The sequence below is a fragment of the Clostridium pasteurianum DSM 525 = ATCC 6013 genome, assembly GCF_000807255.1.
In the GTDB taxonomy this organism is placed as follows: Bacteria; Bacillota; Clostridia; order Clostridiales; family Clostridiaceae; genus Clostridium_I; species Clostridium_I pasteurianum.
Genome location: NZ_CP009268.1, coordinates 1,334,115 through 1,348,672 on the forward strand (window position 1 = coordinate 1,334,115; position 14,558 = coordinate 1,348,672).

Annotated in this window: 7 protein-coding genes; 4 read left to right on the plus strand and 3 right to left on the minus strand. The window is 28.7% G+C overall.

Going from position 1 to position 14,558, the window contains the following annotated elements; all coding sequences use genetic code 11:
• Positions 1-101: 101 nt before the first annotated feature.
• Positions 102-8,738, plus strand: coding sequence for a GH36-type glycosyl hydrolase domain-containing protein (locus CLPA_RS05985; RefSeq protein ID WP_003446083.1), 8,637 nt, complete (start codon positions 102-104; stop codon positions 8,736-8,738).
• Positions 8,739-8,861: 123 nt separating this feature from the next.
• Here the strand turns inward: CLPA_RS05985 and CLPA_RS05990 are convergent, their stop codons facing one another.
• A complete protein-coding gene (locus tag CLPA_RS05990; protein ID WP_003446086.1) occupies positions 8,862-9,053 on the minus strand; it encodes a hypothetical protein in 192 nt (63 codons plus the stop codon).
• 227 nt (positions 9,054-9,280) lie between these two features.
• On the opposite strand from CLPA_RS05990, the gene CLPA_RS05995 reads away from it, so the two are divergent.
• Together CLPA_RS05995 and trpS are read left to right on the plus strand one after the other, a co-directional pair.
• Entirely contained in the window at positions 9,281-9,655 is a 375-nt protein-coding gene (locus CLPA_RS05995; protein ID WP_003446088.1) for a desulfoferrodoxin, read from the plus strand.
• Between the two features lie 224 nt (positions 9,656-9,879).
• Positions 9,880-10,896 carry a tryptophan--tRNA ligase gene (gene trpS, locus CLPA_RS06000; RefSeq protein ID WP_003446090.1) on the plus strand — a complete coding sequence of 339 codons (1,017 nt, stop codon included), beginning with the start codon at positions 9,880-9,882 and terminating at the stop codon, positions 10,894-10,896.
• A gap of 187 nt (positions 10,897-11,083) precedes the next feature.
• On the opposite strand, the gene CLPA_RS06005 is transcribed toward trpS, so the two are convergent.
• Both CLPA_RS06005 and yidA read right to left on the minus strand, forming a co-directional pair.
• The gene (locus CLPA_RS06005) at positions 11,084-12,736 is read right to left on the minus strand and encodes a sensor histidine kinase (RefSeq protein ID WP_034829421.1); all 1,653 of its coding nucleotides are present in this window, start codon (positions 12,734-12,736) and stop codon (positions 11,084-11,086) included.
• A 137-nt stretch (positions 12,737-12,873) separates the two neighbouring features.
• Positions 12,874-13,680, minus strand: a complete 807-nt coding sequence (yidA, locus tag CLPA_RS06010; protein ID WP_003446098.1) for a sugar-phosphatase — start codon at positions 13,678-13,680, stop codon at positions 12,874-12,876.
• Positions 13,681-13,972: 292 nt separating this feature from the next.
• Between yidA and CLPA_RS06015 the strand changes: the two genes are divergently transcribed.
• Positions 13,973-14,383, plus strand: coding sequence for a hemerythrin domain-containing protein (locus tag CLPA_RS06015; protein WP_003446099.1), 411 nt, complete (start codon positions 13,973-13,975; stop codon positions 14,381-14,383).
• The last annotated feature ends 175 nt before the right edge of the window (positions 14,384-14,558 follow it).

The following is a 14,558-nucleotide window of genomic DNA, read 5'->3' on the forward strand; positions in this document are numbered from 1 at the left end:
AATTAAGCATCATAAATAATATAAAACTTTAGAACTTAATATGAAATTTAAAAAAATAATTTACATAAAAAATTAACATTTTAAAGAAAGGACGGTCATTTATGCCTTATATATACATGCAAGTCAGTATTGTAATTTTAATTTTATCAATATTTATAGTAGTTGCTTTTGAAATAAGACATAGGTATGATTATTTAGAACAATTGCCTCCAATTAATTTAAAAGGAGATGATGTAAATAGTCATGCTGCTTATGTGTCAGATTATCATGGGAGAGCAAAAACTACAAATGGTAAGAGAAAGATAATGAAAAGTATTGATAAAGATTATAGAGATATAATTAAGGGATATGAGTATATAGATGGAGATATTAGACGCAATAAAGATATTGTACCTGCAGCAGAATGGCTGATGGATAATCTTTATTTAATAGAAAAGGAATATAAGGATATAAAACATAATTTACCAGAATATTGCTATAAAAGCTTACCTGCTATAAATAAAGGATTGTTTAAAGGATATCCAAGAATATATCATATTGCAATGGAAATAGTATCCCATGCTGATGGGAAAATTGATGAAAACACTATAGTGTCTTTTATAGAAAGCTATCAAAAACAGACTGTGCTTACTAATGCTGAGTTATGGGCTCTTCCAAATATGCTTAGAATAGCATTGCTTCATAACATAGGCAGCATTACAAACAAAATAGTAACTGTTCAGAGAGAAAAAACAAGAGCTGATAAAATATCAGATGAACTAATAAATGCAGTTAATAATGGAGTATTAGAGGAAAAATTAAATAACATAACTTCGGAAAAAATCAAATTTACAATACATTTTGCAGGAAGACTTTTAAAAGACTTAAGAGATAATGGAATAGAAGATAAAAGTATATATGATTGGATAGAAAATAATTTAGCAGCTATTGAAAGCAATAGTGAAAAGATAGTAATAGTTGAGCATCAAAGGGAAATTAGATTTCAACTTTCCATGGGAAATTGTATTAATTCTATAAGAGAAGTAGAGGCTTTAAATTGGAGTCAATCTTTTGAAAAATTAAGTTATATGGAAGAAATATTGAGACAGGATCCTAGTGGCATCTATTCAAAAATGGATTTTCAGTCTAGAGATTATTATAGACACAATTTAGAAAAAATGGCTAAAAAGATGAATTTACCTGAATCCTATTTAGCTAAATTATGTGTTCGATGTGCAATGGATGCTGAAGATAGAGGAGAAGAGAAGGAATATGAAAAGCATGTAGGTTATTACATAATAGATGATGGAGTAAATTGTATTAATAAAAAAATAAAACACAGGTCTTCAGTATCATTTTTAAAAAAGCATAAAGCTTTTTGGTACATATTATTAAATTTAGCTGGTACTGCTGGATTAGTTGCTTTTATAATAGCTAGAAGCTTAGCAGATGATACTAATTTTATTTTGTGGAAGTATATAGTATCTGGAATAGCTATAGTAATACCTTGCAGCGAGATTATAAATTCTATTTTAAATTGGAGTATAAATCATCTTACTACACCCAAATTTGTACCTAAAATAGATCTTACAGAGGGAATACCAGGGGATTGTAAGTCAATTGTAGTTATACCAGCAATACTAAACAATGAAGAAACTGTTCATAATCTTATGAATAAGCTTGAAGTGTACTATTTGGCAAATGAAGAGGATAATCTTTATTTTGCTCTATTGGGAGATTTTAAAGATAGTAGTACTGAAAATGAAGAAGAAGATAATAAGATCAATGAAGCTGGATTAAAGGATGCAAAAATTCTCAATGATAAGTATAAAAGAAAAAAGGATATTTTTTATTTTTTTAACAGATCTAGAATGTACAATAAAAACCAAGGACTTTGGCTTGGTTGGGAGAGAAAACGTGGAAAACTTATGGAGTTTAATGAACTCTTAAGAGGAAACCGTGAAACAAGTTATAATGTTACAAGTGGTTCTGTAATGGAGCTTCAGGATGTAAAATATGTTATAACACTGGATTCAGATACTCAACTGCCAAGAGATACAGCAAAAAAATTAATAGGGGCGATGACTCATATTTTAAATAAAGCTGTTATTGATGATAACAAGGAAATTAAAAGAGGCTATGGCATTATGCAACCTAGAATAAGTATAGATACAGTAAGTGCTAATAGAACTTTTTATTCAAAGATATTCTCTGGAGAAACTGGCATAGATACTTATAGTATGGCTGTTTCGGATATCTATCAGGACTTGTTTTTAGAAGGAATATATACAGGTAAAGGGATTTATGAGGTAGATATATTCCAAAATACGATTACAGGGAATATAAAGGAAAATTCAGTGCTGAGTCATGATTTGTTAGAGGGAGAATATGCAAGATGTGCTTTGGTAACTGACGTTGAATTTATGGATGGATATCCAGCTTATTTTAACTCAGCTAGTAAAAGACTGCATAGGTGGATACGAGGTGATTGGCAACTGCTGCCATATATTTTTAAAAGTTCTTCATTAAGTGCTATATCACGATGGAAAATGATAGATAATTTAAGAAGAAGTATTTTAGCACCATCAATTATTATTTTATTACTATTTTCTCTTACAATTGTTCCTGATGGTGTTGATAAATGGATGAGCTTAATTTTTATATCATTAATATGTCCTTGGCTTTTTGATGTATCAGAAATTGTAGTTTCACCTATGAGAGGTATAAGTATATCTGGAAAGATGAGCAGCAATAAGAATGTTATTGAACAAATATTTTTAATATTTACTTTTCTTCCTTATAATGCATATTTATCTCTAGATGCAATTTTTAGAACTTTATATAGGATTGCTATAAGTAGAAAAAAATTATTGGAATGGCAGACTGCAGCTTATATAGAATCAAATATAAATAAAAAATTTACAGGATATTTATCTAGTATGTGGATGGCAAGTGGTATAGCGGCAGTCATAGCGGTTATGGCCTATAGAGTACATAATCCTGTAGGGTATGTTCTCATTCCATCTTGTGTCCTTTGGTTTATAAGTCCTATTATAGCTTGTCTTATTAGCAAGTATAGAAAGAGATTTAGTATGAAGCTTTCCGATGAAGAAAGGAATTTACTAAGAAGAATAGGTAGAAAAACTTTTGCTTATTTTGAGGACTTTGTAAATGATGAGGAAAATTGGCTGGCTCCAGATAATTACCAGGAGGATCCTTTAAAGGGAGTAGCTCACAGGACCTCACCCACTAATATGGGAATGGGGATTACATCTAATCTAGTGGGGTATGATTTAGGATATATAACCTTAGAGGAACTTTTAGACAGATTGGATAAAATACTTACCAATATGGAATCATTGGAAAAATACAAAGGGCATTTTTATAATTGGTATGACACAAGGTCAAAATTACCATTGCATCCTAGATATATTTCTACTGTAGATAGCGGAAATTTAGTTGGATATTTGTGGTTAACATCAAAGGCATTAGAAGAATATATAAATCAACCTTTAATTGGCAGAAGATACACAAGGGGACTTTGTGATATTTTGAGGCTTTCAAATGAGGAAATAGAGAATTCATTTTCAGTTAAAAATCACTACAATAATGTCATAGCTGAATTAGAAAATCCAAATATAGAAGTGGTTTCATGGAAAAAGATTTTATATGATATTTTAAGTGATTGTGAAAGATTTGAGAAGAATAATAAAAAAATACCTTTATATTGGAATTCTAAAGCAAAACATCAAATAGAACAATATTTATATGAAATAGACAAAATTTTCCCATGGACAGATATAGTTTCAAAAAGAGATGAAATGATAAATGATAAAGCTATATCAATAAAAAATTTATCAACTAAGATAGCCTTTAAGGATATTCCAAAAGAAATAGATAATATAATGAGCAATTTTACTGTAAGTGACGATACTTTTGGAAATGACATGAATTGGATAGATAAGCTCATTAATATTCTTAAAAATAGTAAATTTGAAATACAAAATTTTATTAACAGGGTGGAAAATATCAGAACAAGATTAAATAATATGGCAGAAGAAACTGATTTTAAAATATTATTTGATGAAAAAAGGCAGTTATTTTCTATTGGTTATGATATGGAAACAAATATTATTTCAAACTGCTATTATGATCTATTGGCTTCGGAATCAAGGCAAGCCAGTTTTGTAGCAATAGCCAAAGGAGATATAGATCAAATCCATTGGTTTAAGCTTGGAAGATCTATGACTTTTATGGGTAAAGGAAAAGGTCTTGTATCTTGGAGTGGAACTATGTTTGAGTACTTTATGCCTTTGCTTATAATGAAAAATTATGATGATACTCTCCTAAAGGAAACCTATAAAAGTGTAGTAGAAGGACAGAAAAAGTATATTAAAAAGAGAAAGTTATCTTGTTGGGGAATATCGGAATCAGCTTTTTATAAATTTGACATAGCTTCTAATTATCAATATAAAGCTTTTGGTGTACCTGGTATAGGATTGAAGAGAGGATTAGCAGATGAATTGGTAATATCTCCATATTCAACAGTTTTGGCTATGCAGCAAGATATAAGCAGTGCTTTGAGTAATATAAAGAGACTTATATCAGAAGGTATGGAAGGCAAATATGGTTTTTACGAGGCTGTAGACTATACAAAAAATAGATTACCGGAGGGAACAAAAAAATCTATTATAAGGTGTTTCATGGTACATCATGAGGGCATGAGTCTTATGGCGTTAGATAATATAATAAATAGTTTTGTTCTCCAAAAGAGATTTCATGCTCTTCCAAGAGTTAAGGCTACAGAATTATTATTACAGGAAAGAGTGCCTAAGAGAGTGGTTTATGATAGAAATCAGGTGTTTGAATTTGTAGAGAATAAGAAAAATGATAGAAGTAATTTCATTGTCAGGACCTATAGTAATCCCAAAACCGAAATACCTGAAACTCATATATTATCAAATGGAGTTTATTCCATGATGATATCAAATAGTGGAAGTGGATATAGTAAGAAAAATGATATGATGCTTTATAGGTGGAATGAAGATGTAACTACCGATGACAGTGGATTGTTTTTCTATATAAAAGATATTACAGATAATAAAGTTTGGAGTGCAGCTTATGAGCCTAGTAAAACCCGAGGTGATTCTTATGAGACAATTTTTGCTTTAGATAAAGTAGAGTTTAAAAGAAGCGATGGGGATGTAGAAACTCGCACTGAAATAGCTGTTTCTAATGAAGATAATGCTGAAATAAGAAGAATTACATTGAAAAATAATGGAAATAACGAAAAGGTTATAGAATTGATAAGTTATTCAGAAATAACTTTAGCTCCACGAAATGCAGATGAAGTACATCCTGCTTTTAGCAATTTATTTATAAGAACAGAATTTGTAGAAGATCCTATGTGTATCTTAGCCAATAGAAGACCTAGAGCTAAAAATCAAGATAAACCTTGGTTAATGCAGACTATTTATATAGATGGTGAAAGGGATAATGACAACATTCAATATGAAACCAGCAGATTAAACTTTTTAGGCAGAGGGAGAAATCTTACAAATCCTATAAGTATAAATGATAATAAGGAGTTTCTGAATACAGTGGGAAATATACTGGATCCTATAATAAGTATTAAAAAAGTAATAAAGATAAAGCCACATACTTCTTGTACTATAGTTTTTGTAAATTCTATTAGTGATTCTAGAGAAGATGCACTGAATATGGCTGTGAAATATAGACAATTGCAGAATATAGATAGAGTTTTTGAACTTTCTTTTAGTCAAAGTCAGTTTGAATTAAATTATCTTGGCATTAAACCAAATCAGGCAAATTTATATCAGCTTATGGCTTCAAAGATTTTATTCATAAATACCATGGTGAGGGAAAGAGAGTACTATATTAAAGAAGTTTCTAAATCACAAAGTGCACTATGGGCATATGGTATATCCGGGGATTTACCTATAGTTTTACTAATTGTAAGGAATGAATCAGATGTAGATTTGGTAAAACAGATGTTAAATGCACATGAATACTGGTCAATGAAGGGTTTGAAAGTTGATTTTGTAATAATAAATATGAAAGCTAATTCGTATTTGCAGCAATTGGAAAGCTCTTTGGAGGATGCAATTGAATCAAATCATTCTCGTGATAAACAAAATAAACCTGCAGGAGTTTTTTTATACAATAATTCAACTATGAGTGAGGAAGATATAAAGTTTTTAATTGGAATAAGCAGGTTAGTTATAGATTCTAATAAAGGACTTTTAGTAAGTCAGATAAAGAGCAGTATAAAACTGGAGGAAAACTCGAAATATATTCATGTGAAGGATTTAAATTACAACTTATCAGAATTTAATTATCCTGATAGAAAACTCATTTATGACAATGGTTATGGAGGATTCGATGAAGATACAAATGAATATATCATAACTTTGGATAATTATAAGAATACTCCTGCACCTTGGATAAATGTTATATCTAATGATAAGTTTGGTTTTCATGTTTCTGAATCCGGCAGTGCTTATACCTGGTTTAAAAACAGTAGAGAAAATAAAATAACACCTTGGTCTAATGATTATATTACTGATAAATTAGGAGAAGCAATATATATAAGAGATGAAGAAGATGGGAAGGCATGGAGTATATCTCCGAAACCTATACGAGATTCAGGAAAATATATTATAGAACATGGTTTTGGATATTCTAATTTTAAACACACAGTCAATGGTATATACGGAAAGATGACAATGTTCGCATCCATTGAGAAAAGTTTTAAAATAATTAATATTGGACTTAAAAATATATCTGATATTAAGAGAAAACTATCAGTAACTTATTATAGCCAAATTGTACTGGGAGTTGTCCCTAGCCATACAGGAATACACATATTTACTGATATTGATAAAGATAATAACTTCATATATGCTAGAAATCCATACAGCCAAAATTTTGGAGGTTATTATGCATATTTGAAAATTATTGGAGGAGGAGAAGAGAGTTTTACAGGAAACAGAAAAGAATTTATTGGAAGAGGAGAAAGTTTGAATTTACCTGAAGCACTTAAAAAGGTCTCTCTTTCCAATAATGTAGGAGCAGGTCTCGATCCTTGTATGGCTCAAAACTCTAAAATAATTTTAGAGCCCGGAGAAGAAAAAAATGTATGGATTATATTCGGAGAAGATGAAAGTCTGGAAAAAGTAAAAGAAATAGTTAAGCAGTATTCAATATATGATAATGTAATTAGAGAATTTCATCATGCAAAAGCTTACTGGAAGGATATGCTAACTAAAATCACTGTTAAAACTCCTGATAAAACTATGAATATAATGCTTAATGGCTGGCTTATGTATCAGGCTATTTCTTGTAGATTATGGTCTAGAACTGCATTTTATCAATCTGGAGGTGCTTACGGGTTTAGAGATCAGCTTCAGGATGTTATGCCTTTAAGTTTCTTAAAACCTGAAATGACAAGAAAGCAGATTATTATAAGTGCCTCAAGACAATTTCTTGAGGGAGATGTACAGCATTGGTGGCATCCTGTAGTAGATAGTGGTATAAGAACTAGATTCTCTGACGATTTACTATGGCTTCCTTATGTGACTAGTGATTATATAAAAAATACAGGAGATTACAGTATATTAGAGGAGTCCGTAGAATATCTTCAAGATGAACCTTTAAAAGAAGGAGAAGATGAAAGATATAGCATATCTAAAAAGTCTGAACAGCGAGGAACTATATATGAACATTGTATAAAGGCTTTGGAAAAGGGACTCAAATTTGGTATTCACAATATACCTCTTATGGGCAGTGGTGATTGGAATGATGGCATGAGTACTGTTGGAAATCAAGGGAAAGGAGAAAGTGTTTGGCTTGGATGGTTTGTATACAGTATTTTAAGAGATTTTAAGATTATATGCAAAAATAAACAGGATGAATATAGAAGTCAAAGATATTCTGAATTAAGTGATTTTGTAAAGGAAAATATGGAAAAAAATGCTTGGGATGGAAATTGGTATAGAAGAGCATATTTTGACGATGGAACACCACTGGGATCTTCTGAAAATGATGAATGTAAAATTGACTCATTATCTCAATCTTGGGCAGTTATTTCAAGAGCAGCCAGTCCTGATAGAGCAAAAATGGCTATGGAATCACTGGAAAAATATTTAGTTAAAGAAAATGAAAGAATGATTTTATTATTGACTCCGCCTTTTAATAATTCAAAACTAGAACCAGGTTATATAAAAGGATATGTACCTGGTGTAAGAGAAAATGGAGGACAGTATACTCATGCAGCAACCTGGGTAATACTAGCTATGGCCAAACTTGGTGAAACAGATAAGGCTTGGAAGCTGTTTAATATGATAAATCCAATTAATCATTCTAAAACTAAGGAAGAAAGTGAAATATATAAGGTAGAACCTTATGTTATGGCTGCAGATGTATATGCTGGAGAACCTCATACAGGAAGAGGTGGATGGACTTGGTACACAGGTACTGCCGGATGGATGTATAGAGTTGGTATAGAAGGAATTTTAGGATTATCACTGGTTGAAGGAAAAGGATTTAGAATAAATCCTTGTGTTCCAAGAGAATGGAAAGAGTATGAAATAAATTATAGACATAAAAATTGTGTTTACAATATAAAAATTGAGAGATCTGAGGATAATAGGTCCATAACTGTAAATGGAGAAGCAGTACAAGATGGAATAATTCCATTTATGGAAGAGGGGACACATAAGGTGGAAATTAAATTATAATATTTAACAAAATAATAAGTAAGTAGCCATATAAAAATGACTGCTTACTTACTAAATATTATTTGTATAGATAATGTGACATATTGTTGTAATACATTATAGTCTGATTAATTATAGTAAAATTTAATCTAAGTCATCAGCTATAGGATCATAGGTGTAATCAAATTCCACATTAGAAATATTATTTGTAACTATGGGATCTGTTACAGGATCAGGAAGATTTGTATAATCCCTTTCTGAATAAGCTCTTATTTCTTTGGGTTCTGCATCTAAATATCCTCTTTCTCTTGGCAAATAAGGTATTTTTTTTGACATAATAAAACCTCCTTTAAAAACTTTTGTGAAAAGTCTTTATAAGGTAGTATGCTCTTAAAAACTTAAATTAATCTTAGAATTTTTATGTAAAATTTATTGAAAACAATTTATTAATTACAGCATTAATGTTATAATTGAAATAAATGTTAGTTAATAATAATGTTTAGTATTAACTAAATAATAATATTGAATTTACTTATTTATAATAATCATGGGAGGGATATAAAATGACTGAATTAAAACAAGTATACAAATGTCCTATATGTGGAAATATCGTAGAGGTTGTTAGCAAAGCAGGTGGAACTTTAGTCTGTTGTGGAAAACCTATGGAGTTAATTACTGAAAATACTCAGGACGCAGCACTGGAAAAACATGTTCCTGTAGTTGAGCAAAAGGGTGAAGAGGTGTTTGTAAAAGTTGGAGAAGTTGAACATCCAATGATTGATACTCATTATATTCAATGGATTGAAGTAATTACTGAAAATAAACTATATAGAAAGTATCTAAAACCAGGAGATAAACCAGAAGCAACCTTTAAAATCGATGAAGCTATAGTATCAGTAAGAGAATATTGTAATATTCACGGTCTATGGAAAAAATAGATTAAATATTAATAGTATATAATATTATCCTAAATGAGGTAGAGTTTTTGCTTTATTTAGGATTTTTTATTTAATATAAATGAATTTTAGAGTATAATAATAATCATGTAAAAAATTTCATGCATTTAAAAATAAATAACGAATTAAATATTAAGATCTAGTTATTAGTTGTTTTATAAAATACGACTTGAGAACTTTTAGCAACCAATATGAGGTGAAAATTTATGGTAGAAAATTTACAACAAAATAAAAAAGTTATATTTAGTGGAATTCAGCCTTCAGGAGAATTAACTTTAGGAAATTATTTAGGAGCTTTAAAAAATTGGGTTAAGCTTCAGCATGAATATGAATGCTATTTTTGTGTAGTAGATCTCCATGCTATAACTGTAAGACAGGAACCAAAGGATTTAAGAAGAAGAACACTGGAAGTTATGGCAATTTACATAGCAGCTGGAATAGATTCTGAGAAAAGTACAATTTTTATTCAATCCCATGTACCTCAACATACTGAATTAGCTTGGCTTTTAAATTGCTACAGTTATGTAGGCGAACTTAATAGAATGACTCAGTTCAAAGATAAATCCAGTAAGTATGGTACTAGTGTTTCAGCAGGGCTTTTAAATTACCCAGTGTTAATGGCAGCAGATATATTATTATATCAGACAGATCTTGTACCTGTAGGGATAGATCAAAAACAGCATTTAGAATTGACAAGAGATTTGGCAGAAAGATTTAATAACACTTATAGTCCCACATTTAAGATTCCAGAACCTTATATACCGAAAAAAGGTGCAAAGATAATGAGTCTTCAAGAACCAGAAAAAAAGATGTCTAAGTCCTCTGACAACCCTAATAGTTTTATTTTAATTATGGACCCTCCTGAAATTATAAGAAAGAAAATTTCAAGAGCTGTTACTGATAGTATAGGGATAGTAAAGTATAGTGATAATCAGCCAGGAGTTAAAAATCTTATGACTATATTAAATACATTGACAGGTAAAAGTATAGAATCTATAGAAAAGAAATATGAAGGTCAAGGTTATGCTAAATTTAAGGAGGATGTAGCAGAAGCTATTGTAAATGAACTCAAACCTATTCAAGATAAAGTTCAAAATATTTTAAATGATAAAACTTATCTTGAATCAATCTATAAAGCTGGAGCCAACAAGGCAAGTTACATAGCCAATAAGACTCTAAGAAAAACTCAGAAGAAGATTGGTTTTATACCTGTATCTAAATAAAAATTGATTTGCATTAAAATTAAATATAGAAATATCTTAAAAAAACCTTAGTATTTATCGAATTGATATATATATGCTAAGGTTTTTATATTAAATAGAATAGAGATATTTTATAAGCTTTAATAATGTTAAGATTTATTTTATATAAATATATAAAATTAAATTATATTTAAATATATAAAAAATATTAAAAATAGATATCTGAAAATTCTATATCCATTTTTTCTATTTTGCCGTTTTGAGGACAATTTTTTTGGCTTGAGTCATATAAATTGCAATTGTTTTTTATAGTATTAGGTAGTAAAATTGTAAATTCGGTTCCTTTTCCATATTCACTTTGTACGTAGATTTTTCCATTATGCAGTTCTACTAGGGATTTAACTAGAGCTAAACCTATACCGGTACCTTTATTATTTCTTGTAAGTGATTTGTCTACTTGAATAAATCTATTAAAAATAGTATCCAGCTTTTCTTTAGGTATGCCTATACCATCATCTTTTACACATATTTTTATGGAATCTTTGCCATCATAAATATTTATGTTTATAGTTCCATTAGCATCTGTAAATTTTATAGAATTAGAAAGAAGATTTAGTATTATTCTTTCTATTTTTTCTTCATCGCAGGCAATTATTTTCTCTTCAATATCAGTATCAAAAATTATATTGATTTTTTTATCTTTTAAGTAATCTGCAACAGAAAGAGTTATATCTTCTACTATACTTACAATATCATGATTATAGAGGTTTAATTGATAAAAACCAGAATCTATTTTAGTTATATCTAAAAGATTATTTATCAGCCTTAATAATCTAAAACAGTTTTGTTTCATAATATTAGTGTATTTTTGAGAAGATTTTATATCACAAGGTTTCTTATTTAAGTATAAATTTAATACCTGCAGAGAACTTAAAAGAATATTTAAAGGTGTTCTAAGTTCGTGAGATATATTGGAAAAAAATTCAGTTTTCAATCGATCGTATTCGATGGCCTTTTCCAATAATTTTTTATTTTCCTCTGCCTTTAAATTTAGTTCTTTAAGTTTGTTTTTCTCTGTTATGTCTCTTATAGAAGTTATAATTAAATATTTACCATTGTAAAAAAGTCTTGCAGATTTACATTCCACGTCAATTAAATTATTTTCCTTTGTTATAAATTTATATTGTGATTCTGGAAGTATTTCATCTGAACTTGTAACTTGTTCCATTTTATGAGCAAAGGAATAATGATATTCAGAAGGTAATATATCAAATATGTTTTTCCCTATAATATCTAACTGATTATTATATTTTAACATATTTACTAATGCATCAGTAGAAAAACAAAAATTATCTCCATCATGAAGGCAAATTGCATCTGGAGAAATATTTATTAATTTTTTATATAATTCTTTACCCACATCAGTTTCCGTTGAGGGAGGTTGTATTTTTGATTTATTTTCTATTGTAATAAAATTATAAATTACTGAATCAATAGTTGTTATGTTTACGTTTAAATATATATTTAAAAAGCCATTGTTGTTACATTTTATTTTGCAATTAAATCTATTTTTACAATATTCTTTTAATTCTTTCATATACTTGTCCTCATCGGAGCTATCAATAAAGTATATTAATTTGAAAATTGATTTACCTATAACAGATTTACTATGTTTAATACCTAATATACTATAAATTTCAGAGTTTGCATAAATGATAATATCTTTTTTAGTTATTAGAATAGGTTGAGGTAATAGGTTATAACATTCATAAACTGTTTTTATATCTTTAATTGTTGATTTTGTGGTTTGAATCTTTTTGTTAGTAATTTTACTAATGTTTGAAGTTATATATCCACACATAAAATCACACTCCTCTCCAATAAATACAGAGATGTATTTATTAATATAATTGATGTTTTCTACATTTTATTTAAAAATCCTTCTAAAAATCAATATAATTTAAACAAAAAAAAGGTCTTTTGACCTTTTTCATTAAGTTATTTATCGAATACGAATTTATTTATTACATAGGCTATACCGTTATCTTCATTGGATTTAGTAACAAAATTAGCTATTTTCTTTACATCATCGTCGGCATTGGCCATAGCAACACCTAATCCGGCATATTCAATCATGTGCTTGTCGTTGTCTGCATCACCTGCACATATAATTTCTTCTCTTTTTATTCCAAGTTTTTCACTTAGTAATTTTACTCCAGTGCCTTTATTGGATTCTTTATTTAAAAATTCTAGAAAATAAGGAGTACTTCTAAGTATAGTATATTTTTCATATAAATCCTTTGGTAAAGCTTGTATCACTCTATCTAGAATTTCTGGTTCATCAATAAACATTATTTTAACTATTATTGTGTTTTTATCAATATTATCAAAATCCACTTGGGTTAATGGAATTGAATTGAGATCAGCTTCTAGTATGCTGTATTTACTTGGCTTTGGGGTAATACATTCCTCATTGGTATGAGCATGTATATTTACCTCTAATTTTTTGCTGAGTTTATAAAGATAATCTAAATCTTCTAAGGTCATAACTGTTTGTGCAACTATGTGATCTCCTTTAGTAGTTTTAACCATGGCACCATTAAAAGTAACGGCATACTCATCTTCACCTATTAGATCAAGTTCCTTAAGATATTTCTCAATTCCTTTGATTGGTCTGCCTGTGGCTAATACTATTTTTATATTATTTTCACGAGCTTTTTTTAGAGCATCAAAATTTTCTTTTGATATTGTTTTATTGTCTTTTAATAATGTTCCATCCATATCCAGTGCTATAAGCTTGTACATAATTGTCCTCCTGTTATTTATAATTTTTATCCAATGACTATCAGCCATAATACTCTTATATTATATCAAAATGGGGGATGAGATCTGTTATTCTAAAGGATAATGATTTCTAAGTCGAAAGTACTAATATTAATAACTCTGTTTATATAAGTAATATTATAAATTTTAAAGTGATTAACATCACTGAATATTTATCAATAATAATATATTATAAAAACATATAATAATAAGATTAAAATACTACATATGTTCAATAATGTAAAGTATTTTGATTTGGAAATGAGGTTATAATATGTTTTATATTAATAATTTAGAAAGACAGCATTTAGGTATAGTTGATGAAATGAATAAAATAGAGAATTATATAAAAGAAAAAGATTTTAATAAGAATATAAAATATATAACTAAATCTATAAATCTACTTTCAGGAAAATTAAAAGTACATCTGCAGTCAGAAGATAAATTTTTATATCCCTATCTTATAAAGAATGGAGATACAAATATGAAAAATTTGGCCAAGAAATATATAAATGATATGGGAAACATAAGTGAAAGGTTTCAAAAATATAAAGATAAATTCAATACAGAAAACAAGTTTAAAGCCTCTATAGATAAATTTGTTGTAGAGACAAATGACATATTTAAATTATTAAAAAACAGATTAAATAGTGAGGATGAAAAATTATATCCTTTAATAAAGTAGTTTAAATCTGCGTATTTGTTGAAAAATTTTATATAGATGATATAATTAAAGGGGTTTAGCTTTTTTTAGGTCTGTGGTTTCGCAGACCTTTTAAATATTAAAATTAACAAATAACGCAGGTTACAGCGTTAAGTACTACAACAATATGAAGGAACTAAAGGAGGGAAGAGTTACT

Excerpts from the sequence above, each read along its gene's own strand:
- CLPA_RS05995 (WP_003446088.1), top strand. The coding sequence starts at position 9,281 with ATGACTGAATTAAAACAAGTATACAAATGTCCTATATGTGGAAATATC.
- CLPA_RS06015 (WP_003446099.1), top strand. The coding sequence starts at position 13,973 with ATGTTTTATATTAATAATTTAGAAAGACAGCATTTAGGTATAGTTGAT.
- CLPA_RS05985 (WP_003446083.1), top strand. The coding sequence starts at position 102 with ATGCCTTATATATACATGCAAGTCAGTATTGTAATTTTAATTTTATCA.
- trpS (WP_003446090.1), top strand. The coding sequence starts at position 9,880 with ATGGTAGAAAATTTACAACAAAATAAAAAAGTTATATTTAGTGGAATT.
- yidA (WP_003446098.1), bottom strand. The coding sequence starts at position 13,680 with ATGTACAAGCTTATAGCACTGGATATGGATGGAACATTATTAAAAGAC.
- CLPA_RS06005 (WP_034829421.1), bottom strand. The coding sequence starts at position 12,736 with ATGTGTGGATATATAACTTCAAACATTAGTAAAATTACTAACAAAAAG.
- CLPA_RS05990 (WP_003446086.1), bottom strand. The coding sequence starts at position 9,053 with ATGTCAAAAAAAATACCTTATTTGCCAAGAGAAAGAGGATATTTAGAT.